Origin of the sequence: Pseudalkalibacillus sp. JSM 102089 (genome assembly GCF_041366475.1) — a bacterium.
Lineage (GTDB): Bacteria > Bacillota > Bacilli > Bacillales > Guptibacillaceae > Guptibacillus > Guptibacillus hwajinpoensis_B.
In genome coordinates this window covers 243015-266034 of sequence record NZ_JBEWYW010000005.1, presented here as the reverse complement: position 1 = coordinate 266034, position 23020 = coordinate 243015, and the positions used below count along the sequence as shown (strand labels likewise).

Here is a 23020-nt window from a genome sequence, read left to right as displayed (position 1 = left end):
ATCTACAGCTTTTTTCTTGAATTGAATATCATATGTTTTATTAATTTTACCCATAGAAAAATCCCCTCCATAATAGACAGCTTAGTGCGCTTTCTTTTTTCTGTCTACTATGAGGGGATCATATCAATCTGGAGGGGGGTTGTTTGTTACGATCAAATATAAAAGTTTTTTATCTCACAGGCTGAAAGAAATCCTCCCACTTCATAATCCACTCTCTTCTTCTTAGTAAATAGAAAAGGATGACAAGTCCACACAACATGAGTACGATGACGACCGGATCGAACCTACTAATCGCCGTACCAAAGAAAGAATACAACAAAGCGAGAGGTACATTTGAAATGAGGGATGACCGCAAATAATCTCTAAAGTCTTTAGATACCTCAATTAAACAAAGGGAAATGAAATGAAAATGAACGAAAGGTACTAATCGAAGGATGGCGATTTGCCCAACTGACATTGGCATATGTTTACGTGTCCATCGTTCTTTCATTCGAATAATTTTCTTAAACAAACCCGGCGTCCGCTTAACAACTAAATAAAAAACCGTACTTACAACAGTAATTCCAATCAATGAGTAAATCGTGCCATATATTGCGCCAAACATCACTCCACCAGCAACACAAACAACACTAACTGGAACAAATACAAACTGACGAATAAAATGAAAAATAATGAAATAGAATGGGGCGTAAATTCCGCTATTTGATACAACCTCCACAAGCGGTAGGACGAGCTCATTCATGATGTTCCCCCCTTCCTTTAACCTTTATGACAAGAGACGAGCTGTTATGTCAAAAAGCGAAGGTTCTCGATTAGAATATTATTTGGAAATACGTGGACAATAAGAGGGGATTTAATCAGTTCGGTAATTGGAGGGGATAAATTATGGATGAACTCGTTATTGCTCGTTCATTATTTGGAATGACAATGGGCGTACATATTATTTATGCAACACTCGGTGTAGGCTTACCTTTAATGGTTCTTGTAGCTGAGCTTATGTATCAAAAAACAAAAGATAGAGATTATGCGATAATGGCCAATCGATGGACGAAAGGGTTCGCTGTTTTACTAGGGGTGGCGATTCCTACAGGAACCATTGCAGGTGTACAGCTTTCTATCTTATGGCCAGGATTTATGGAAGTCGTTGGACGAGTGATTGCATTGCCCTTTCAAATTGAAATTTATGCTTTCTTCCTAGAAGCTCTCTTTATGTCAATCTATGTTTATGCTGCAGATCGCCTTTCTCCAATCATGCGAATTGTGAGCGTAACGCTTGTTGCATTCGGTGCGAGCGCATCAGCTATCTTAATTACAAATGTCCACGCTTTTGAAGGTACACCAGCTGGATTTGAGATAGTAGACGGAAAATTCGTTAACGTTGATCCATGGGAGGCGTTCTTCAATCCTTCCTTTCTAGTTACAGCTGGACACGTAACTGTTTCCGCTTTAATGACAGGAGCATTTGTTATCGCATCCATTGCGGCATATAAAATGATTCGTCAACGAGGTAATACGAGAGAATATAAATTTCATCATAAAGCTTTAATGATGGGGCTCGTTATAGGTGGGGTTTTTTCAATTTTAACTGCCTTAAATGGACATGAATCTGCTCAACAACTGTATCAATATCAACCTGAGAAACTCGCGGCGGCGGAAGGTTTGTTTGAAACACAAACTTATGCACCACTTGCCATTGGCGGCTATACCGATAAAGAAGAACGTGAGGTAAAGTGGGCAATTGAAGTTCCGTGGGCACTCAGTTTTCTATCCGATGACTCATTTGATACGGAAGTACTCGGTCTTGAAGAATGGCCTGAAGAAGAGTGGCCACCACTATTTGTTCATACCTTGTTCAATTCAATGGTCGGGATTGGTTCCCTACTCATGCTATTGTCTATTGTTGGATTTACTTGGTACAAAATCCTTAAACGAAAAGAATTTCCACGCTGGCTTATGTGGGCATTTATTGCTGCAGGTCCGCTCGCCATTACAGCAATTGAATTCGGATGGATATTCGCCTGTACCGGCAGACAGCCCTGGATTATCTATCACGTTATGAAAACGGAAGAAGCAGTCACGACTTCAGGAAATATCGGCCTGCTCTTTGTTCTCTTTCTCATTGTGTATATCATTTTAATGATCTCAACAGTCCTCGTCCTTCGCTACTATTTCAATCGTAACCCGATTAGCGAGGAACTCGATCAGTAGGCACCTGCCTATACCGTTCAAAAAGAATAAGAGGTGAACCACATGTCAGAAGCATTTTACGCTATCACATTAATATGGGGTCTTGTTTTTATTTATGCGGTTATGGCCACAATCGATTTCGGTGCTGGTTTTTGGTCCATGATCTATTTAAATAAAAACAACACGAAAGCGACAAATATTGCAAATCGTTATTTATCTCCATCTTGGGAAGTAACAAATGTATTTATCGTTGCCATCGTCGTAGCTCTTTTCAGCTTTTTCCCTGGAGCAACATTTACCCTCGGTACTGTCCTTCTCATTCCAGGGAGTTTGATTATACTATTACTTGCCCTTAGGAGTGCGTTTCTTGTATTTTCTCATTCTGCTTCTTCAAATTACAAACGCCTCTTAACCTTGATATCAGGAATAACTGGTTTTCTTATTCCAGCTCTTTTGATTTGCGTGTTACCTATTACGCATGGCGGATTTATCCAAACATCAAACGGGATAGAACGTCTTTTATTGGTTGAATTATTTACAAGTCCAAGTGTTTATGCTTTCATGGCCTTCGCCATCTCAAGCACGCTCTTTCTATCTTCTCTGCTGCTTTCTGATTACTCTAACGTATCAGGAGATGAAGAAGCTTATCAAACTTACAGAAGGGATGCTATTCTTGTCGGTCCAATCTCACTAGCGATGGCGGGTTTACTCGTTCTCACTATTCGAACGGAAGCTCCATGGCTTTATGACAATTTAATGGACTACGTACCGTGGTTAATTGGTTCTATCACAACCTTTGCAATCGGATATCTCGCTCTCTTTATTCCTAGAAAAACAGGTGTCGGTATTCCGAGGCTTGCGATGGTAAGTATCGTTACACAATATTTACTTGCTAGTTATGCTTATGGTTCAGCTCATTTACCTTATATCGTATACCCAAATGTAACGATTGAAACTGGATTCACAGACCCCGCTACATTTAGAGCATTAATCGTCACCTACATTGTAGCCTTCTTTATTTTAACCCCAGGATTCATCTACTTCTGGCGCCTATTTTTGAAAGACAAAAGGTACCTTAAGCAAAATGAATCCTAATTGAAAACAAGTTCGTCTTATGAATAAAAAGAACAATACTCTAAATAAAAAAAACGCCCATTCGGCGTTTTTTCTACATATAGATGTATGCATAGATAACAAGGAGCACGAGATGAAGAGCTAATAGAGCGGGGATGCCATACACAAATTGCTTGTGTTTGGTTTTATGCCTAAAATTCTTCATTCCAGTTAAACCTCCGAAGCTTCCTCCAAAGAAAAATAAAAACCATAGCGTCTTTTCGGGAATTCTTCGCTTTCGATTTTGCGCTCTACGCTTATCGACCCCCATAGCTATGAAACTCCAACTATTGATAATCGCCAAATATATTCCTAATACAATTAAACCATCCAACACTTACTCTCTCCTCTATTAAAACCTTTTTCAAAAAGGCTATGTTAATGAGCGCTGTTGATTTTGACTCAATTACGCTTTGTGAGACAAAATTGAGAAACAATGATATAAGTAACATAGCTTACAAAAAAACCATCCTCAACATGTGAGGATGGTTTTAAAGAACTTATTTCAAGTTTTCTTTTGCTTTTGAAGCTAGTTCAGCAAATGCTTTTTCGTCATTTACCGCTAGTTCTGCAAGCATTTTACGGTTGATGTCGATACCAGCTGTTTTAAGACCAAACATCAAACGGCTGTAAGAAAGACCGTTCAAACGAGCTGCCGCGTTGATACGAGTGATCCAAAGCTTACGGAAGTCGCGTTTTTTCTGACGACGGTCACGGTAAGCGTACATGTTTGATTTCATAACTTGCTGATTAGCAACTTTGAAAAGCAAAGACTTAGATCCGTAATATCCTTTTGCGAGTTTTAACGTTCTTTTACGTCTACGACGTGTTACGTAGCCACCTTTTACTCTTGGCATACTAAACCCCTCCTAATTTCTGTGTCTAAATAATATAATAACCGATTACTTCTTATTGTAGATTAAAGTCTTAATGCGCTTGAAGTCACCTGCGGAAACAAGAGAAGCTTTACGAAGCTTACGCTTCTGCTTTTGAGACTTGTTACCGAACATATGGCTAGTGTAAGCACGGCTGCGCTTAAGTTTACCTGATCCAGTTTTCTTAAACCGTTTTGAAGCTCCACGGTGAGATTTCATTTTTGGCATGAGTGAGTTCCTCCTTCAAGAATTACTTTTCTGCGATAGGTGCCAAGATTAGGAACATGCTGCGTCCTTCCATTTTTGGTTTGGACTCAACAGTTGCAATATCTTTGCAATCTTCTGCTAGGTGCTCAAGCACCTTTTTACCGATATCAGAGTGTGTAATCATACGTCCGCGGAAACGGATCGATGCTTTCACTTTGTCGCCTTTTTCAAGAAACTTACGTGCATTACGAAGCTTCGTATTGAAGTCGTGTTCTTCAATGTTCGGGCTCAAGCGAACTTCTTTAACGGTAATGATCTTTTGTTTCTTACGCGCTTCTTTCTCTTTCTTCTGCTGCTCATAGCGGAACTTTCCGTAGTCCATAATGCGACAAACAGGAGGTTTCGCGTTTGGAGCAACCATTACAAGATCAAGATTTGCATTACGAGCCATATCTAATGCCTCAGATTTGGATTTCACACCAATTTGGTTTCCGTCTGCACCAACTAGACGTACTTCCCGAGCACGAATGCCCTCATTGACGTTCATATCTCTACTAATAATCAGCCACCTCCATGGTTATTGTTCGATGATGATCATCTAACATGATGTCATTAAATGGTTTATATCCGGTTCAAAGCATAAAAAAAGCGTCGGCGCATACGGCACCCACACATTACACAATTATAAGAACAGTGTACCTGCAAACTACCAGTTACGGCGTCAATCAGGTGAGAAGCGGGCGCTTCTGCTTGCTTTGTTTCCGATATTTAATTACCTAAGACAGTATACCATGCTGACCAAATGTATGTCAAGGTGATAAGATTCGTTCGAAGTGCACTTGATTATCATAACGAATCTTTCCCTTTGTGACAAGTGTTTTTTGTAAATTTCTTTTCTATATTAATAAAAGACCGGCAATTATGCCGGTCTTACATTACTTCTTCAGTTTAATTTCTTCTTCGATTCTAGCTGTGAAATCATTCAATGAAACAGTCTCAGAATCCTGCTGGCTGTAGCGGCGTACGTTAACCGCTTCACCTTCCACCTCTTTATCACCTACTACGAGCATGTAAGGAATTTTCTGCATTTGAGCTTCCCGGATTTTGTAACCAATCTTTTCATTGCGTTCGTCAACCTCGACACGAATTCCTGCACGCTGAAGTTTTTTCTGAACGCTCTTCGCATATTCTAAGTGAACTTCTGATACCGGAATAATCTCCGCCTGGATAGGTGAAAGCCAAGTTGGAAATGCTCCTTTGTATTCTTCAATTAAGAATGCTACGAAGCGTTCCATTGTAGAAACAACGCCGCGATGAATAACAACTGGACGATGGTGGTTGCCATCTTCACCAATATAAGATAGATCAAATCGCTCTGGAAGTAGGAAGTCAAGTTGAACAGTCGAAAGAGTTTCCTCTTTACCTAGAGCTGTTTTCACCTGAACATCCAATTTCGGACCATAAAATGCCGCTTCGCCTTCAGCTTCCACATATTCGACGTTTAGGTCATCCATTGCTTCTTTAAGCATTCTTTGTGCTTTTTCCCACATTTCATCATTGTCGATATACTTTTTCTTATCTGCTGGGTCGCGATAAGAAAGACGGAATGAGTAGTCACTGATGTTAAAGTCTTTATAAACTTCCTGGATAAGCTCGACAACTTCGATAAATTCTTGCTTGATTTGATCAGGACGACAGAAGATGTGAGCGTCGTTTAACGTCATCGAACGTACGCGCTGAAGACCTGCTAGCGCACCAGACATTTCATATCGATGCATTGTTCCAAGCTCTGCAACGCGGTACGGAAGACTACGATAGCTTTTTAGATCGTTTTTATAAATCATCATATGATGCGGACAATTCATTGGACGAAGAACCAGTTCTTCTGTTTCATCCATTTTCATCGGAGGGTACATATCATCCTGATAGTGATCCCAGTGACCACTCGTTTTATATAGATCAACATTTGCAAGATGAGGTGTATATACATGGTTATAACCAAGACGTTCCTCAAGGTCTACAATATATCGTTCAATCGTCCGACGAATAGTCGCCCCTCTTGGCAACCAAATCGGAAGTCCCTGTCCAACTTCTTGGGAAATAGTAAATAGTTTAAGTTCTTTACCGAGTTTGCGGTGATCACGTTCTTTGGCTTCTTCTAAAAGATGAAGGTATTCTTCAACTTGAGATTGCTTTGGAAAAGCAGTTCCATAAATGCGTTGAAGCATCTGGTTTTCGCTATCTCCACGCCAATAAGCGCCTGCAATCGAAAGTAATTTAAAGGCTTTAATCTTACTAGTAGAAGGAACGTGTGGTCCACGGCAAAGGTCAAAGAATTCACCCTGTTCATAAATTGTCACTTGTTCGTCAGCTGGAATAGCTTCTAATAGCTCTAATTTGAGCTCATCGCCAATCTCTTTAAACATTTTCTCTGCTTCACTGCGGCTTACAACGATGCGCTTCACTTCAAGATTTTCATTAATGATTTTCTTCATTTCTTTCTCAATCTTAGGCAGGTCCTCAGGCGTAATGGATACAGGGCAGTCAATATCATAGTAAAAACCACTATCAATAACCGGGCCTACTCCTAGTTTCACATCACTATAAAGGCGCTTAATTGCCTGTGCCATCAGGTGCGCTGTACTATGACGAAGCACTTCAAGACCGTCTTCACTTTCAGGGGTTACAATTTCAATAGAAGCATCCTCTTCAATTTCGCGTCTCAAATCAAAAAGAACACCATTCACTTTTCCTGCAAGAGCCTTTTTCTTTAGGCCCGGGCTGATTGAGCTTGCAATCTCTTCCGTTGTTGTCCCTTTATTAAATTCCTTTACAGAACCGTCAGGAAACGTTATTTTTACCATTTCAGCCATGCTTCTTCACTCCTTTTTTTGCATATAAAAAACACCCATCCCAAAAGGGACGAGTGTTGATCTCGTGGTTCCACCCTGCTTCCCGCATAAGATAATAACCTATACGGCTCAGACTGCTGTAACGTAGCAGAAACGCCACCCCATTTCCAGGGCAGAGTTCAAAGGTGGTAAGTATGCTCGTCTCGCTAGGAAGTTCGCACCAATCCTTCCCTCTCTGAAAGCTAACAACACATCTCATGTCCTTATCGTAACAATTACGTATATGCGTGTATGTAGGTATTATAAGTAGTGTACATATGAAAATCAAGCCTATTTTAAGGATTGCCTGAAAAAAATAGTTTAGACATACGATACGGAAAAAAACTTAACCTTTCTTCAAAAACATTTCGGATTGTTTGAACGAGCCCCTCATCGGAATCATCCGTGTAAATACAAACTTCTTCTGGAGCAAGCAGCAGAAGGGGAAATAGAATTTCAGAATCTATCTCATCTATGGTTAGCCCAACAGGAAGATCTTCCAACTTCCCTTCTATACCAGTTAATAGTGACCCATTCATATCAAACAATTGATACGTTTTATCATAAACAAGAACTACTTTTTTCTGAAGAGATTGCCTGGATCGCAAAAGAATTCTTAAACCTTCAACGAAGTTTTGATATTCTTGTTCAAGTTTATATTCGTCAATCGCCTCTCCAATCAATTCATTTAGCAAAGCACGATAAGGACCCGTTCGAAACCTTAAAAAAGAATCAAACAAAATGGTTCCACCCTGTTCAATACACGATAATGTTGACTGAAGGAGTACGTCCCTTCGATTAGCATAGCGATGAGCACCTGGATAGTCTTCTTTATCCCCATCTCCAATACTTCGAGCAATGGATGTAATTTCACCAATTTCATCTTTATCTTGATAATAATACGTTGAAGTTAATAGCTGTTCCATCCAACGCTTCTCATAAAAGGTACTCACACAGTTAGCAATGCATTGAGAAATCTGATAACACAGTTTTGTATCATATGGGCCTATCGCAACAGAAAGACTTAACTCTTCTTCATTTACAATGACTGAGTCACCGATTTTAATGAACTTGTTCAATTGATCGAATACAAATAGGAAGTCATCTATATCAGTAAATGTTATCGTAACCAACGCATTCCCTCCTGTCCACTACCTTCTCATTAGAATCTATATGGCAGAGTATGCGAAATGATGTATAGAACCACAAAAAAAAGCCTTCCGTAATGGAAGACTTTAAACTCGTCTATTTTTACCCTCTAAAAATACAGGCGTGGTAAAGTGCTTAATTCGCTCCATAATCCGCTTAGCTTTTGTTTCTTCAATTCCACTTTTATGGGAATAAGCTAGATGATCTTCAAGCAAAGCATAGTCCAGGTTAGATGAATACAGAGTTGGTAAGCCCTCAGTCATACGATATTGTAATAAAGCTCCAAGAATGTCATCTCGTACCCAACTTGAGATATTTTCCGCTCCAATATCATCAAGTATCAAGAGCGGTGTTTCTTTTAAATAATCAAGCTTTTCATCAATAGATTGATCTTGAATGGCGCTTTTCATTTGACGGAAGAAATCCGGAGTATAAATAAACTGAGAACGAACCCCTTTTTCTTTCGCCAGCTGGTTTGCAATAGCCCCGAGAATAAACGTTTTCCCTACCCCAAAACCTCCATGAATATAAAGCCCTTTAGTGGTTTCACCAGGAACGAAATCTTCTACATATTGAATCGCTGTCCCAATCGCTTCAATTCTAACAGGATCTTCATCATCCAAATCCGCGAAGGTAGCCTGAAGAATTTCTTTCGGAATATAGTAGCTTTGAATCATCTGATTACGCTTTTTATTCTTATCATCTTCAATTCTTGTTGGACAACGATTGTAGCGAATATCAATCACCGAACGATTAATAAATAGCTCAGGCTCGTACCCCTCCATCATATTAATGCAGTTCGAGAGACCAGGGCATCCTTCACATCGCTTTGCTTGTGTTGTATATTCATATAGTCTTGCAAGACTTCTATCAATTATTTTGTCATCGACCTCGTCATGCTCTTCAATAAATGCACGAATATCTTCATCGGCCATAATAGCCTTCTTCATCTCTTGGTACTGTTGCTGGAATTTCTTATTGCCTGGCATCTTGTTAAATGATTCCTGGATTGATTCCATTCTTGTTCACCCCGCTTATTTCTTATATTTACTTAGCATCTTTTTAAGCTGATCCTGTTTCTCAGATCGCTCCTCATGAGACATATCCGGTTCTTTTTGATCTGAAATCCATTCCGGGACTTTGTCCTTTCTAGCGGCAGGTTTCCCACGATTGGAAGAGCCTGTCTTTTTCTTGGCCGGTTGTTGAAGCTCTTTAATGGCAAGGTTCATCGCTTCTCTTACTGTCTTTACCCTCGCCCTTGCCCAGTGACTCGCAAACTTTTCTACATAATTCTTCGATAGCTTCTTATCCTGAGTTTCTAGAATGAAATCAAGTAAAACATTCATAACACCAGGAGTCAGCTTTTGTTCATCCATTATTCGCTCCACAAGCTTCATATCTGCTTCAGAAGGTTTTCCCCCTTCAGCTGCCCGCTGAAGAATATCATATGGCGTCATCTGTTCATATCTCTGCGCCGCTTTCTCTTCTTCTGTCTCGGGTTCTTTCTTATGAAACTCTTGTAAAGAAACAGGCTGACTTCTATATTGGAGAGCAGGCACTTTGCCACGATTTTCAAGCGCGAACCAACTGCTTACTTCCTTTCGCAATAGATCATCAGAAAGTTCGTCATGGTGAATTGCGGCTTGTTCTACAATCCGGCCCATTTCATATGGTTCAATTTTATACACAAAAGCAAGTCGCTCAATCGTTTTCTTAACAGACTCTGTAAACATTTTCTCAGTGACAATCATATCAGAAATGTGCTGCTTCATCATATCGAAGTCGAATTGTGAAGAAGTAAAAACAAGGCCTTTATTTTCATCACGCTTCTCTATCGTTACTTCTTCTTCTACTTCGCTCATACCAGTCATTTCAGACGGGTGAAGAGAATCGTATACTTCATTAAATGATGCAGTCACGTCACTATACTCAGCTAGATCTGCCTTTTCCACTGTGAAATGCTTTTTTAGATCATTGTATCGATTACGTCCTAATCGATTGAATAAATAAATATTCAGTACGCCATCATTGAAGAAGCGTTCCGGTGTGAGAGGAGCTTGCAATTCATAAGTAAAATGTCTAGGATCTCCACTGTCTTTTACATATGTTTTCAACAGGCCAATTCCTTCTAATTTACGTCTCTCTTCAAGTACTCTCTTCAAATCCCATCTCATCATAAGTAGCAAATTATGATGAGTCATTGTTGTAACAAAATGATTCTGCTGCTCATGAGCACTCCAGAGAGTCATATAAAGACTGTAGGCCGGAGCCCCGATTAAAGGTTGATATAACAATGTTAGTACTCTTCGATCATACTCGTGCAAAATTCCGGATGCTTCAATCTGAAGCGTATCAACAGGAAGAAGTTCTTTCCAATGCATATGCTTCACCTTTGTATTCCTCATAATTTTTGAAACCGTACAAAAAAAGAGCTTACGCGAAGCTCCCCCTTTGTTATTCTGCTCTGTTAATTAATTCTTTTAATTCGCGGATAAAGACATTAATATCTTTAAACTGACGATAGACAGAAGCAAATCGAACATAAGCAACTTCATCAACTTTTGCCAGCTGATCCATAACAAGCTCTCCCACAGCATCACTACTGATCTCGGAAGCTCCCTGATTACGAAGATCACGTTCGATTTCATTAACAATTGTTTCTAGAGTTTCAAGTGGAACAGGCCTTTTTTCACAGGCTTTAATTAAACCTCTAAGAATTTTATCCCTGCTAAACTCTTCCCTAGTTCCTTCTTTTTTCACTACTATAAGCGGTATTTCTTCAACTGTTTCAAATGTCGTAAATCGATACGTACACGATTCACACTCACGGCGCCTACGAATCGAACGGCCCTCGTGAACCGGCCGAGAATCAAGCACCCTTGTACCATTGTGATTGCAGTTGGGACAACGCATAAGATCATCTCCACTAAACGAACAAGATTTCTACTACTATTTTAGCATAAAATGTGTCAAGACACACCTACCCTTAAAACTGTTCAGAAATCCCTGTTCCGATTAACGTAAGTTTCTTTCTCAAATCATTATAAATGGTTTCAATCACTTTCTTACTGTAACCAAAATCAACCGGAAGAGGCGTCTCTGTTGAAACAGAGAAATCGACTGCAGTTCTATAAGCACGAACCGTGACAACTGTTACAACAATAAGAGCCTTTTTAGGACCTTTCACTTGAAAAACAAATTCTCCACGCTCCGGAGAATTCGTAACGATTTCACCTTTATAGTGCTGTTGAAGGACGGCTTTTGCTTCTGTAAAAGCCTGTTCCTTTGTCGCTTTAAAATAATGGGTTTTAAGTGCATCATTCGGATGTCTCTCCCCAGTTTCAGAACGGTTGCTAAAAAATTCTTTTATTCCCACCCCAGGTCCTCCTCTATTTTTTTTAAGAATAGCAATAAATGACTGATAAATCAATCACATTGAAAGTAATAGGACCGTGAGGAAAAGCGAGATGCCGTATTAGTGAATATAAAAAAAGAGTGCACTGAGCACCCTTTTCAATCATTGTATTATTATGAAGTAAACGCTGACTGTTCTTCTCTAACTTTAGGTTTCACAGGACCCATGCCTCGAGGAAGTTCAATGTTTTCTCGTGAATCTGCACCTAGAGCATCAGCAATATAGTTAGCCGCAACGTTGGGATCAAGATCACCACAAGTATATACATCAATACTTGCATAACCATGTTCAGGAAAACTGTGAATCGTTAAGTGTGATTCAGAAATAATAACAACACCACTAACACCTTGTGGAGCGAATTTATGAAATGCAACTTCACGAACCTCAGCACCAGACTTCAGAGCAGCTTCAACAAACGTTTCTTCAATAAATTTCATGTTGTTTAATTTTTCAATGTCACAGCCCCATAGTTCAGCAATGACGTGACGACCCATTGTATCCATAGCAAAATTCCCCCTTTAAATTTACTCATGCATTGATTAGCATGCGGTATCGAAAATCCACCACGGGGGAAAGTTAGTCCGATGAGGTCCTAACCCTTTAAGTAGTTTTCAATGCCAAATTGCTATAAAAGAAGTTCACGAAAAATAGTATAAGGCTTTTAAAATAGATTTGCAAGAATAAATTAGAGAACCTTTTTGTTAATTCGTCTTTATAGAGCATTAAAGCTCCTCAAACTCTCATATGACTAATTTTATCCTATTAGCTGTAGTATGAATCAATCATTCAAATATATTTGGTTTATCGTTAACTGCTCCGTTAACTAAGATGTGCATTTCGCTTTTTTACACACCGACTAGATTAACAAGCCTTGTTGATTTTTGTAGTATTTACGCGCTGTGTTCCCCCATTGATTCGAACAAAATCGAGATATCAATAACACAAGCATTTAAAAAAGAAGCGGTGAGATACCGCTTCTTCTCCTTCTTTCTATACGATTGCTTTCAATCTCTCGGGTATTCTTTCTCCCACATATTTCGCCATGTCAACAACTCGGCATGAGTAACCCCATTCGTTATCGTACCAGGCAAGAACCTTTACTTTCTTATTCTCAACGACCATTGTAGAAAGTCCATCGACAATCGATGAATGATCATTTCCGTTGTAATCAATGGAAACGAGAGGTTCATCAGAGTAGCCAAGAATTCCTCGAAGCGGTCCCTCGGAAGCAGCCTTTAAAGCATCATTAACCTGATCAATTGTCACATCCTTCTCTAGATCTACTACAAGATCTACAAGTGAGACATTTGGTGTCGGTACACGAAGTGACATACCGTTAAGTTTCCCCTCCAGGTGTGGTAGAACTTTAGAAATTGCTTTTGCCGCTCCTGTCGAAGTCGGTATGATTGACTGACCACAAGCGCGAGCTCTTCTCAAATCTTTATGTGGGTTGTCGATATTTTTTTGGTCATTCGTATACGCATGCACAGTTGTCATCATTCCCGAGACAACACCAAAGGATTTATCAAGCACCTGTACTACAGGAGCAAGACAGTTGGTTGTACAAGAAGCGTTTGAAAGAACGTGATGTTTCTCATTTTTGTATTCGCTTTCATTTATCCCCATAACAATTGTAAGATCTTCATTTTTACCAGGAGCTGTTATGATTACCTTCGTAGCACCCGCATCAATATGATAAGCTGCTTCTTCTCTTGTACGGAATTTACCAGTGGCTTCAATCACAATATCGATCCCCATATCCTTCCAAGGAAGACTTTTCGGATCACGATTGTTTATAACAACAACTTTTTTACCATTAATTTTTATCCCGTTTTCAACAGGGACTACTTCTCCATCAAATGTACCGTGAATGCTATCATATTTAATTAAATGGCTGAGCGTTTCCGGCGGATAGCTAGCGTTAATTGCCACAACTTCTAAACTATCTTCCATAATTGCCTTTCTAAATACCATACGCCCAATTCTTCCAAAGCCATTAATCGCTACTCTTGATTTCATCTAGCGTTCCTCCCGCCATATATGTGTTATACTTATTTCCCTTATCACAAAATTAGTATAACATATAATATGCAATTGAAAAGATTAATTTACACTATTTTTGTAAATTGTCATATATCTGAGCAATTGTCTAAATAAATGCAAAAAACACGCCAGAAAAGGCGTGTTTTTTAAATGATTTTCCATTTAGTTAGAATGTTCCTAAGCTGCTTATCTGTTTCTTCACGTGTTCCCATATTATCAATCACTTCGTCAGCAAGCTTTTTCTTCTGTTCGATAGGCAATTGAGAGTGTATGCGATCAGTTGCCTCTTCTTCTGTACTACCGTCCCGCTCCACTAATCGTTTCAATTGAACGTCAGCATTAACATAGACAAGGAGTGTTTGATCTACCATATGAGTCAGTTTACTTTCAAATAACAGCGGAATATCGAATACCACGTGAGCGTTTCCTTGTTCTTTATAAGCTGCAGCTTCGTCAAGCATTCCTTTTCGAATAGCAGGATGAAGAACACGATTTAATTGCTTACGCTTGTCATCGTCCTTAAAGATAACCGAGCCAAGCTTCTTCCGATCAAGCCCACCATTACCATCCTTCATTTCCTCTCCAAACAAACGAAAAATCTCTTCTAGAGCTGGCTCACCAGGTTCAACTACTTTTCTTGCCATCACATCTGCATCAATTATTGGTATGTTATATTGACGAATCATTTCTGCCACAGTACTTTTTCCACTAGCAATTCCACCCGTAAGTCCTATATCCATCGTATCTTCTCCTTTCCTACATTCTCATAAAGCCCAGAATGATGAGTAAACACCCTGGTAAAAAAGAAAGTTTATCCATCCATTTAATATTTGAAGTGAAGTTACCAAACTTAAGACCTAAAAGCAGGAATAACGAACTCATACATGCAATTAAAAGAGCAGTTTCAATTGGTGGAAACCCAACCATTGACGCACCAATCCCTGCTCCAAAGGCATCAAGCGACAATGCTGCACCGAGCATGATAGCTTCAATACCTGTAATCGTACCGGAGTCATCAAAATCGGCTGTTGTCGGCTTTCTTAATATACTGATGACCACTCCAAGCGACCGAATTTCATAATGAAGAAGGATTCGCTCTGAAACAGTTTTTTCTGCTTCTTTATTGTTACGAAACATTTGATACAGCACCCAGCCACCAAGCGCAATAAGGATGCCGCCTCCAATACGCTGGGCTAATATATCTGATATCCATAATTGTAAAAGTGACCCAAACCCCATAGCGAACAACATGGAGACCGCCGAAAAGATTGAAATAATGAGAATTGACTTAAAAGGAATCCTCATTCTTCGCAAGCCATAAGTTAAGCCGACCCCAAATCCATCTACACTTACTGCAAGTGCTAAGAAACAAAGAGAAACCCAGTACATAGGCGAGCTCCTTCCATACTAAAATCTTAAATAGTATATGAAAGCAGCCCATCCAACGCTACGAATCACTCATTTCTCTGACAGGCAGGACAAAATGTCGTACCGCGCCCACCGACTACGATTTTGGAAAGTTCTCCATTGCACCTCTTACACTCTTGACCTGCTCTACCATAGACAAATAGACTGTCCTGATAAGTTCCAACTTTCCCCTGACTATTTACATAGGAACGTATTGTACTTCCACCTTTGTTTACAGCCTCTTTTAACGTATTCACAATCTCAGCATGAAGCTCTTCAATTTCGTTTTCTTTTAACGTTGAAGCCACTCGCTCAGGATGAATACCAGCTTTAAACAATGCCTCATCCACATAAATATTTCCTAATCCCACAACGATTGTTTGATCTAATAACACCGTTTTTACTTTCCTAGAAGTCTTTTTAAACCCCTGTTGTAAAACTTCTGGGGTAAACTGATCAGAAAATGGTTCATAACCTAGCTGAGCAAGCGGCAACTCATTTTCTTCTATTCCAATCGGAAACAAGTGCATCGTGCCAAATTTACGTACATCATGGTATCGAAGTTCTGTCCCATCATCAAAAGTGAAGAATACGTGAGTATGATGATCAAACTCTTCTTCTATAGATGTTAACTTATATTTCCCTTCCATTCGAAGATGCGAAACGATCACATCATCCTCGAGTATAAGCTTTAGAAACTTCCCTCTTCTTCTTACACCCTTAAATGTCTGTCCAATCACCTTCATTTTAAATTCTTCGACATCATCAGGTTTCTTGATGATTTTTGGCCATTTTACTAATACATTTGTAATCCGTTTCCCTACAATTAATTCTTCGAGCGTGCGTTTAACTGTTTCTACTTCTGGTAATTCAGGCATTATTCCCTCTCCTTTGATGCCTACTTCGCATCATACCAGGTGGAGCCATATTCATAATCAACTTTCAGCGGTACATCCAGTTTGATTGCAGATTCCATCACTTCAGGTACGATCCGTTTTAACGTTTCAATTTCTTCTTCTGGTGCTTCAAAAATTAATTCATCGTGTACTTGAAGTAGCATACGCGTTTTTAGATTTTCTTCTTTTAATCGCGTATCCATTTGAACCATCGCAAGCTTAATAATATCAGCAGCCGTTCCTTGTATCGGTGTATTCATTGCCGTTCTTTCAGCAAATCCTCTTTGATTAAAGTTCCTTGAATTAATTTCAGGCAGATATCTTCTTCGCTGGAGCATTGTTGATACGTACCCCTCTTCTTTCGCCTTAACAACTACATCTTCCATGTAATTTTTCACCCCTGGGAAACTCTCTAAGTACCGATCGATGAATTCGCCAGCTTCCTTTCTCGAAACGTCAATACTTTGAGAAAGACCATAATCACTAATACCATAAACAATTCCGAAATTAACAGCTTTCGCGTGTCTTCTCATGTTCGACGTAACGTCATCCTTGTTAACGTTGAACACATTCATCGCTGTTTTCGTATGAATATCCTCATCCTGTTGGAAAGCTTCGATTAAGTTTTGATCCTGAGCGATGTGTGCAAGGACTCTTAGTTCAATTTGCGAGTAGTCTGCCGCAAACATAACCCAGTTTTCATTAGATGGAATGAAAGCTTTTCTAATCTTACGGCCTTCTTCTAAACGAATCGGAATGTTCTGTAAGTTAGGATCTGTAGAGCTAAGTCGACCTGTTTGCGTGAGAGCCTGGTTAAACCTTGTATGAATTTTCCCAGTATCAGAATAGATGACTTTTAGTAAACCTTCTACATATGTTGAATTCAACTTCCCTAATTGACGGTAAAGAAGAATTTCTGGAATAACATCGTGTTTACTTTCAAGCTTTTCGAGTACATCAGCTGAAGTTGAATATCCAGTTTTTGTTTTCTTAATCACCGGAAGCTCCAGCTTATCAAATAGAACCTCACCGAGTTGCTTAGGCGAATTGATGTTAAACTCTGTACCTGCAAGTTCAAAAATCCTTGCTTCGATTTTGCTTAATTTCTCATTTAACTCTGCACCCATTTTCTCAAGGAATTTCGTATCGACGGATACACCTTTAGTTTCCATTTCACCAAGAACAAGGGTTAACGGCATTTCAAGATCGTGAAATAGCTCATACTGTTCATTCTTTTTTAACTGTTCTTCAAGTGTCTCTTTTAATTGGAAAACAGCGAAAGCTTTTCGAACAAGGTGGTCTGCAAGCTCGTCTTGTTCTGGAAGTTTGCGTTTTGCCCCTTTACCATAAACCGATTCATCAGAGGAAACGATTGAAAAGCCTTCTCGACGAGAAATAGCAGATATATCATGCGTTGATTCAGAGGGATTCAGTAAATAAGAAGCAATTACTAAATCAAACGTAATACCTTCTAGCGCAATCCCTTTCCACCCTAAAGCAACAACTGCTCGCTTCGCATCAAACACCCACTTCTTCTGAGATCGATCTTCAAGGAAGTTTTTTAATAGCTTAGAAGACATTGCGACTTCGGTTGGTATGAAATAATTCCCATTTTCATTCACAATAGAAATACCTTGTATTTCCGCATTGTGATAATTTTCTTCCATTACCTCCACGATCATGGCAGATGGACTGATTAAATGATGCTCTTCAATTTCTTTAACCAAATCAAAAGACAATTCATCTATTTCTTGTTCTTCATTTTGCTCTCCACCAATTCGATTAAGAAGGTTCTTAAATCCGAGCTCATTAAATAATGAAACGACAGCATCATGTTCATATCCGCTATATGACAGATCATTTATTCCAAGCTCAAGAGGCGTCTCCTTAAATATTGTTACGAGCTCCTTACTCATCATGGCCTGATCACGGTTATCTTCAAGTTTTTCCTTAAGTTTTTTGCCCGACACTTTATCAAGCGACTCATAAACCGCATCAACTGTGCCAAACTGCTTTAATAATTTAAGAGCCGTTTTTTCTCCAACCCCTGGGACCCCAGGGATATTATCCGAGTTATCACCCATTAGCGCCTTCATATCGATAATTTGCTCTGGAGAAAGTCCATATTTCTCATTAAGAAATGCAGGGTCATATGTATCAATATCTGTAATCCCTTTACGAGTTAAAGCCACATGAACGTTATCTGAAACTAGCTGAAGAAGATCCTTATCACCAGAGTATATTTTAACTTCCCAATCTTCCTTACTCGCAATGGTTGATACCGTTCCAATAATATCATCTGCTTCATAGTTCTTAATTTCATATCTCTTAATATTAAAGGCATCTAGCACCTCACGAATGACAGGAAACTGTTCACTCAATTCAGAAGGAGTCTTTTGTCTACCACCTTTGTATTCTGTATATGTCTTATGACGGAACGTAGTTTTTCCTGCATCAAACGCTACGAGCATATGAGTTGGTGATTCATTTTCAATAATCTTCAGCAACATCGTTGTAAAACCTAACACCGCATTCGTATATACACCCTTATCATTGTTTAGCAATGGCAATGCGAAAAATGCACGATAAGCAATACTATTTCCATCAATTAATACTAATTTGTTTTTCAATCGAAATCCTCCCGTTTCATTCATATAGACGTTCTATTATCGCTAAAATTATAAAAAGCGACGCCTGCTCCTTTCATTTTACCACGATGGCAAAAAGAAAGAAAAACAAGCGCCAATAAACAAAAAAAGCATAAGAAAATTACGACTTAACATTTTCAATAAAGTTTTGATTTTGTATAGAAAGCATTCCAAAATATGAGCAAAAAAAAAGAGACGAGTTATACTCGTCTCAAAAATATGCTCTCGTCATGATGAAGGGGTCAATTGTTACTTTACAGAAATAGTTTAAAGGACATATAAATAGAGTGTAAAGAAATCGTAAAGTTTAGAAATATCTCTCTTTGTTAAGTGTAATCACGAATGTTGTCCCCTCTCCAAGTTCGCTCTTCACATCAATACGGCCATGATGGGCTTCAACAAGGTGTTTCACTATAGCAAGCCCAAGACCCGTTCCGCCTGAATTTCTACTTCTAGCCCGGTCCACACGATAGAAACGTTCAAATATTCTAGGAAGTTCTTCTTTACGAATCCCAATTCCGTTATCCGAAATAATGAACTCAACAATGTCATTTGACTCTTTAACAGAAATCGTAACTTTGCCTTCTTCCGGTGTATACGTAATGCTATTGGCAATTAAATTCAGAAACACTTGTTTTAAACGATTTGTATCTCCTTTAATATGAAGATTCCCCTCATATTGGACATTCACTTCGATGCCCTTTTTTTCTGCTTTGCTTTGAGTCATTAACAAACAGTCATCAATAACCTCTTCTAAGTCCACAACTTGCCAGTTTAATGAGAAATGCTTTTGTTCCATTTTAGATAAATCGAGAAGATCCTGAATTAAACTTTGAAGTCGATCACTTTCATTTAGAATAATGGTAAGAAAACGAGTTCTAAAAGCTTTATTTTCCATAGCGCCATCTAATAATGTTTCAGCAAACCCTTTGAGCGAAGTCACCGGCGTTTTCAATTCATGAGAAACGTTCGCTACGAAGTCTTTGCGCATTTGTTCGAGCTTCTTCAGTTCTGTAATATCGTGAAAAACAAGGACAACACCCTTCAGCTTATTGTCCTGATCAAGAATTGGTGCACCAGACACATCAAAATGCCTTATTTCAATTCCCACTTCTAACTCAACCTGCTTACGCACTGTGTGTTCTACAAGAAGTGTCTCCTCAACAATACGAATAATATCTCGATAAGGAATAGCCTCATAATAAAGCAAGTCCATATAATCATTTACTTGGATTTGAAAGGTATCTTTATAAAAGCGGTTCACTAAATTAATATGACCTTTTGAGTCAATAAGAATTAAGCCGCTATCCATGTTTTCAATAAGTGTCATTAAGCGATTTTGCTGAATTTCATAAGATGTCGTCATGGTTTGCAAATTTCTAGCAAGTATATTTAAAGCATGACTTAGTTGTCCTGTCTCGTCTAGTTTATACTCATATGTTCTTGCCTTGAAATTTCCCGAAGCTAGTTCATTCGCAACCTTTAATGCTCCCTCCAGGGGCTTCGTTAACTGATTGGAGATACGAAGACTAAAATATATAATGATAAAAAAAGCAGCTGCAAAAGAAAAAATCAATATCAGCCACATATTCGTTAGAGTTTCCTGACTAGCACTCTCGAATAGAATTCCTTCAAATAAATTGCCAAGGAAAACGATCATCATAGAAAATACAATAAAGAGGATAACAAATTGAGCATTAAGAAAGCGTGAACGAAATCTTTTCATTAAATTGAGGGCTCCTCTAACTTATATCCAAGCCCCCTGATTGTTTTAATATATTCAGGTTTGCGCGTATTCTGTTCGATCTTTTCACGTAAGTGACTAACATGCACATCAACAATTCTCGTATCTCCTACAAAATCATAATTCCATACAGCGCTTAACAGCTGCTCTCTGGTAAGCACACGTCCTTTATGACGTAAAAGATAAACGAGTAACTCAAATTCTTTCGGGGTTACCTCCATAATCTCTTCTTGGAAGAATGCTTCATAATTATTGGGATATACTTCCAATTCTCCAACTTGGATTTTTTCGGATTCTTCCATTTGGCTAGCAGCCTTTGATTCCTCAAGTTGTTTCACTCGTCTGAGAATAGCTTTGATTCTGGCCACTACTTCCCTTGGACTAAATGGCTTCGTCATATAATCATCAGCACCTAGTTCAAGACCAAGCACTTTATCAAATTCATCATCCTTTGCAGTTAACATCAGCACAGGTGTGTGAATATGACGTTGTCTCAATTCTTTACATACTTCTAATCCATCCATTTCAGGTAGCATGAGATCAAGGATAATGCAATTCGGCTTTTCCTCAACCACGACTTCTAATGCTTCAGCACCGTTTTCAGCAGTGACGACTTCGTATCCTGCCTGTTCAAGATTAAATTGAAGCAATGTTAAAATTGATATTTCATCATCAACAACTAGTATTTTTTGAGCCATTGTCAAATCCCCCTAACGAATTTCCCCATTCATCAATACCGATTCTTATACCAGGCGGTTTTCTTTATTTTAGCCTGAATACCTTCATCATACTATTTTTTTCACAAAGGCAAAAGAAAAACTTAAGCTATCCACGGTATTAACCGTTTTCCATACGTATGAAAGTTCGTAACAAAAAAAGAGCCCAAAATGGGCTCTAAAAATTATCAAATGAAGTTGACTTTGTTAATGGTTTAGCAGGATATGGAGGGCTGACAGTGAAAGTTCCGTCTAAAATGGAATTCTCTGATTCGTTTACACCCTTAACATTTATGACGACTTCATGTGCTTCTTTAGACACGTTTGTGACTTCAAACTTGAAGTGAATCGTCTCATAATGATGCACCGGGTTTTCATATATTACGTCATGTTTTTTAAGACTACTTCCAGGTCCTGGCAAATATTTAGAAATAGCACCTGTTACGATAGCAAGAAGCATAATTTGCGGAACAATCGGCTTTTTAAAAGGCGTCATGGAGGCATAATCATGCTGAATGAATAGAGGATTGTTATCATTAGAAATTCCAAGGTAGAGAAGAAGATCTCGATCCTCTATCTTTTCTGATACCTCAAGCTTTTCTCCAACAGAAATTTCTTCAATCATCCGCCCGATTTTTCGTTTTTTTCCTAAAAGCATAGCTACCCCACCTTATATAAGAAAGCGCTTTCTCGTAATGTTGTAAAAGAGATCCGGTTAAAACCGGATCTACTTTATTGGCTTTATTAACCTAATACCGTCATAACTTTACGAACAGATTCAGCTGATTTATCCAGCTCTTTCTTTTCTTCGTCTGTTAAATCTAATTCGATGATGTCTTCAATCCCACCACCGCCAAGTATTGTTGGCACACCAAGGTATAGACCATCATAGCCATATTCACCCTCAAGATAAGCGATTGTAGGTAGCACACGACGTTGATCTTTTAAAATGGCTTCAACCATCTCAACAAGAGATGCAGCAGGAGCATAATAAGCACTACCATTTCCAAGCAGGCTCACAATTTCCCCGCCACCTTTGCGTGTACGTTCTACAATTTCATTAAGTCGGTCTTCAGAAATAAGGCTCTGAAGTGGTATGCCCCCAGCAAATGAATAGCGAACAAGTGGTACCATATCATCACCATGACCACCAAGTACGAAACCGGTAATATCTTTCACAGAAAGATTTAATTCTTCAGCAATAAATGAGCGGAATCGTGCAGAATCAAGAATGCCTGATTGCCCAATGACACGGTTTTTAGGGAGACCTGACTCCTTAAACACCGTATACGTCATGGCATCTACAGGATTTGTTAGAACAACTATTGTCGTTTCAGGAGAATACTTTACGATTTCTTGAGTAACGCTCTTCATGATTTTGGCATTAGTATTCACAAGATCATCGCGACTCATCCCTGGTTTTCTTGCAATTCCAGCAGTGATAACGACAATATCTGAATCAGCTGTATCTTCATAGCTTGAAGTCCCTGTGATTTTAGAGTCAAATCCTTGAACTGGGCTTGCTTCAAACATATCAAGAGCTTTTCCTTTTGTCGGACCTTCTTGATTCGGGATATCTACAAGTACTACATCAGCAAGTTCTTTTTGAGCTAGTAGAAAAGCCGTCGTTGCACCTGTAAATCCTGCACCAATTACGGAAACTTTCTTACGTTTCATTGTCATTTAATAGCCACTCCTTTAATCCAGTTCAAAATTGGTGGTCTGTGGA

At 39.0% G+C, this 23020-nt stretch carries 23 protein-coding genes and 2 other annotated features; of the genes, 2 read left to right on the top strand and 21 right to left on the bottom strand.

From position 1 onward, the window contains the following. Nucleotides 1–169: 169 nt before the first annotated feature. Complete coding sequence (locus tag ABVF21_RS13800; RefSeq protein ID WP_194219327.1) at nt 170–742, bottom strand: TVP38/TMEM64 family protein; 573 nt, start codon at nt 740–742, stop codon at nt 170–172. 143 nt (nt 743–885) lie between these two features. Here ABVF21_RS13800 and ABVF21_RS13795 point away from each other — a divergent pair, with 143 nt between their 5' ends. Together ABVF21_RS13795 and ABVF21_RS13790 are read left to right on the top strand one after the other, a co-directional pair. Beyond that, nucleotides 886–2208: a cytochrome ubiquinol oxidase subunit I gene (locus tag ABVF21_RS13795; protein WP_371018371.1), complete on the top strand. Its 1323-nt coding sequence runs from the start codon at nt 886–888 to the stop codon at nt 2206–2208. Nucleotides 2209–2241: 33 nt separating this feature from the next. Beyond that, on the top strand, nt 2242–3282 hold the full coding sequence (locus tag ABVF21_RS13790; protein WP_371018370.1) for a cytochrome d ubiquinol oxidase subunit II: 1041 nt from the start codon (nt 2242–2244) through the stop codon (nt 3280–3282). A 73-nt stretch (nt 3283–3355) separates the two neighbouring features. Here the strand turns inward: ABVF21_RS13790 and ABVF21_RS13785 are convergent, their stop codons facing one another. The 20 genes from ABVF21_RS13785 to mdh all read right to left on the bottom strand — a co-directional run bounded on the left by ABVF21_RS13785 (nt 3356) and on the right by mdh (nt 22974). Continuing rightward, nucleotides 3356–3637, bottom strand: coding sequence for a DUF1294 domain-containing protein (locus ABVF21_RS13785; protein ID WP_283153899.1), 282 nt, complete (start codon nt 3635–3637; stop codon nt 3356–3358). A gap of 163 nt (nt 3638–3800) precedes the next feature. Beyond that, on the bottom strand, nt 3801–4157 hold the full coding sequence (gene rplT, locus ABVF21_RS13780) for a 50S ribosomal protein L20 (RefSeq protein WP_098444486.1): 357 nt from the start codon (nt 4155–4157) through the stop codon (nt 3801–3803). A gap of 45 nt (nt 4158–4202) precedes the next feature. Beyond that, nucleotides 4203–4403: a 50S ribosomal protein L35 gene (rpmI, locus tag ABVF21_RS13775; RefSeq protein ID WP_048312400.1), complete on the bottom strand. Its 201-nt coding sequence runs from the start codon at nt 4401–4403 to the stop codon at nt 4203–4205. A 22-nt stretch (nt 4404–4425) separates the two neighbouring features. Beyond that, on the bottom strand, nt 4426–4929 hold the full coding sequence (infC, locus tag ABVF21_RS13770) for a translation initiation factor IF-3 (RefSeq protein WP_283153898.1): 504 nt from the start codon (nt 4927–4929) through the stop codon (nt 4426–4428). Nucleotides 4930–5018: 89 nt separating this feature from the next. Further along, nucleotides 5019–5140, bottom strand: a sequence feature (ribosomal protein L20 leader region). A gap of 177 nt (nt 5141–5317) precedes the next feature. Beyond that, entirely contained in the window at nt 5318–7255 is a 1938-nt protein-coding gene (gene thrS, locus ABVF21_RS13765; RefSeq protein ID WP_283153897.1) for a threonine--tRNA ligase, read from the bottom strand. 42 nt (nt 7256–7297) lie between these two features. After that, nucleotides 7298–7513: a binding site (T-box leader), on the bottom strand. Nucleotides 7514–7569: 56 nt separating this feature from the next. Continuing rightward, nucleotides 7570–8406, bottom strand: a complete 837-nt coding sequence (locus tag ABVF21_RS13760) for a putative sporulation protein YtxC (RefSeq protein ID WP_283153896.1) — start codon at nt 8404–8406, stop codon at nt 7570–7572. Between the two features lie 102 nt (nt 8407–8508). Then, nucleotides 8509–9441 (bottom strand): primosomal protein DnaI, encoded by a 933-nt coding sequence (gene dnaI / locus ABVF21_RS13755; RefSeq protein WP_283153895.1) that lies wholly within the window; start codon nt 9439–9441, stop codon nt 8509–8511. A 15-nt stretch (nt 9442–9456) separates the two neighbouring features. Then, nucleotides 9457–10803 carry a replication initiation and membrane attachment family protein gene (locus tag ABVF21_RS13750; RefSeq protein WP_303532338.1) on the bottom strand — a complete coding sequence of 449 codons (1347 nt, stop codon included), beginning with the start codon at nt 10801–10803 and terminating at the stop codon, nt 9457–9459. A gap of 73 nt (nt 10804–10876) precedes the next feature. Continuing rightward, nucleotides 10877–11335: a transcriptional regulator NrdR gene (gene nrdR, locus ABVF21_RS13745; RefSeq protein ID WP_194219319.1), complete on the bottom strand. Its 459-nt coding sequence runs from the start codon at nt 11333–11335 to the stop codon at nt 10877–10879. A gap of 73 nt (nt 11336–11408) precedes the next feature. Further along, a complete protein-coding gene (locus tag ABVF21_RS13740; protein WP_303532125.1) occupies nt 11409–11798 on the bottom strand; it encodes a cytosolic protein in 390 nt (129 codons plus the stop codon). 152 nt (nt 11799–11950) lie between these two features. Further along, nucleotides 11951–12340 carry an adenosylmethionine decarboxylase gene (gene speD / locus ABVF21_RS13735; RefSeq protein WP_194219317.1) on the bottom strand — a complete coding sequence of 130 codons (390 nt, stop codon included), beginning with the start codon at nt 12338–12340 and terminating at the stop codon, nt 11951–11953. 487 nt (nt 12341–12827) lie between these two features. Further along, nucleotides 12828–13856: a glyceraldehyde-3-phosphate dehydrogenase gene (locus tag ABVF21_RS13730; protein ID WP_303532128.1), complete on the bottom strand. Its 1029-nt coding sequence runs from the start codon at nt 13854–13856 to the stop codon at nt 12828–12830. Nucleotides 13857–14026: 170 nt separating this feature from the next. Beyond that, nucleotides 14027–14620 carry a dephospho-CoA kinase gene (gene coaE / locus ABVF21_RS13725; RefSeq protein ID WP_303532130.1) on the bottom strand — a complete coding sequence of 198 codons (594 nt, stop codon included), beginning with the start codon at nt 14618–14620 and terminating at the stop codon, nt 14027–14029. A gap of 16 nt (nt 14621–14636) precedes the next feature. Then, complete coding sequence (ytaF, locus tag ABVF21_RS13720; protein ID WP_303532132.1) at nt 14637–15269, bottom strand: sporulation membrane protein YtaF; 633 nt, start codon at nt 15267–15269, stop codon at nt 14637–14639. A gap of 65 nt (nt 15270–15334) precedes the next feature. Beyond that, complete coding sequence (gene mutM / locus ABVF21_RS13715) at nt 15335–16165, bottom strand: DNA-formamidopyrimidine glycosylase (RefSeq protein ID WP_371018369.1); 831 nt, start codon at nt 16163–16165, stop codon at nt 15335–15337. A gap of 20 nt (nt 16166–16185) precedes the next feature. After that, on the bottom strand, nt 16186–18813 hold the full coding sequence (polA, locus tag ABVF21_RS13710; protein ID WP_371018368.1) for a DNA polymerase I: 2628 nt from the start codon (nt 18811–18813) through the stop codon (nt 16186–16188). 325 nt (nt 18814–19138) lie between these two features. After that, on the bottom strand, nt 19139–20557 hold the full coding sequence (gene pnpS, locus ABVF21_RS13705) for a two-component system histidine kinase PnpS (RefSeq protein WP_303532137.1): 1419 nt from the start codon (nt 20555–20557) through the stop codon (nt 19139–19141). Then, nucleotides 20557–21273, bottom strand: a complete 717-nt coding sequence (locus tag ABVF21_RS13700) for a response regulator transcription factor (RefSeq protein ID WP_371018367.1) — start codon at nt 21271–21273, stop codon at nt 20557–20559. Before ABVF21_RS13700 ends, pnpS begins: the two co-directional genes overlap by 1 nt. Before the next feature lie 196 nt (nt 21274–21469). Then, nucleotides 21470–21949, bottom strand: coding sequence for a MaoC family dehydratase (locus ABVF21_RS13695; protein ID WP_303532139.1), 480 nt, complete (start codon nt 21947–21949; stop codon nt 21470–21472). Between the two features lie 86 nt (nt 21950–22035). After that, the gene (gene mdh, locus ABVF21_RS13690; protein WP_283153889.1) at nt 22036–22974 is read right to left on the bottom strand and encodes a malate dehydrogenase; all 939 of its coding nucleotides are present in this window, start codon (nt 22972–22974) and stop codon (nt 22036–22038) included. Between the last annotated feature and the right edge of the window lie 46 nt (nt 22975–23020).

Bases quoted from the DNA above. Each gene is read 5' to 3' on its own strand.
- ABVF21_RS13800 (WP_194219327.1), bottom strand. From the start codon at position 742: ATGAATGAGCTCGTCCTACCGCTTGTGGAGGTTGTATCAAATAGCGGA.
- ABVF21_RS13795 (WP_371018371.1), top strand. From the start codon at position 886: ATGGATGAACTCGTTATTGCTCGTTCATTATTTGGAATGACAATGGGC.
- rplT (WP_098444486.1), bottom strand. From the start codon at position 4,157: ATGCCAAGAGTAAAAGGTGGCTACGTAACACGTCGTAGACGTAAAAGA.
- rpmI (WP_048312400.1), bottom strand. From the start codon at position 4,403: ATGCCAAAAATGAAATCTCACCGTGGAGCTTCAAAACGGTTTAAGAAA.
- infC (WP_283153898.1), bottom strand. From the start codon at position 4,929: ATGAACGTCAATGAGGGCATTCGTGCTCGGGAAGTACGTCTAGTTGGT.
- thrS (WP_283153897.1), bottom strand. From the start codon at position 7,255: ATGGCTGAAATGGTAAAAATAACGTTTCCTGACGGTTCTGTAAAGGAA.
- dnaI (WP_283153895.1), bottom strand. From the start codon at position 9,441: ATGGAATCAATCCAGGAATCATTTAACAAGATGCCAGGCAATAAGAAA.
- ABVF21_RS13750 (WP_303532338.1), bottom strand. From the start codon at position 10,803: ATGCATTGGAAAGAACTTCTTCCTGTTGATACGCTTCAGATTGAAGCA.
- nrdR (WP_194219319.1), bottom strand. From the start codon at position 11,335: ATGCGTTGTCCCAACTGCAATCACAATGGTACAAGGGTGCTTGATTCT.
- speD (WP_194219317.1), bottom strand. From the start codon at position 12,340: ATGGATACAATGGGTCGTCACGTCATTGCTGAACTATGGGGCTGTGAC.
- ABVF21_RS13730 (WP_303532128.1), bottom strand. From the start codon at position 13,856: ATGAAATCAAGAGTAGCGATTAATGGCTTTGGAAGAATTGGGCGTATG.
- coaE (WP_303532130.1), bottom strand. From the start codon at position 14,620: ATGGATATAGGACTTACGGGTGGAATTGCTAGTGGAAAAAGTACTGTG.
- ytaF (WP_303532132.1), bottom strand. From the start codon at position 15,269: ATGTACTGGGTTTCTCTTTGTTTCTTAGCACTTGCAGTAAGTGTAGAT.
- mutM (WP_371018369.1), bottom strand. From the start codon at position 16,165: ATGCCTGAATTACCAGAAGTAGAAACAGTTAAACGCACGCTCGAAGAA.
- pnpS (WP_303532137.1), bottom strand. From the start codon at position 20,557: ATGAAAAGATTTCGTTCACGCTTTCTTAATGCTCAATTTGTTATCCTC.
- ABVF21_RS13700 (WP_371018367.1), bottom strand. From the start codon at position 21,273: ATGGCTCAAAAAATACTAGTTGTTGATGATGAAATATCAATTTTAACA.
- ABVF21_RS13695 (WP_303532139.1), bottom strand. From the start codon at position 21,949: ATGCTTTTAGGAAAAAAACGAAAAATCGGGCGGATGATTGAAGAAATT.
- mdh (WP_283153889.1), bottom strand. From the start codon at position 22,974: ATGACAATGAAACGTAAGAAAGTTTCCGTAATTGGTGCAGGATTTACA.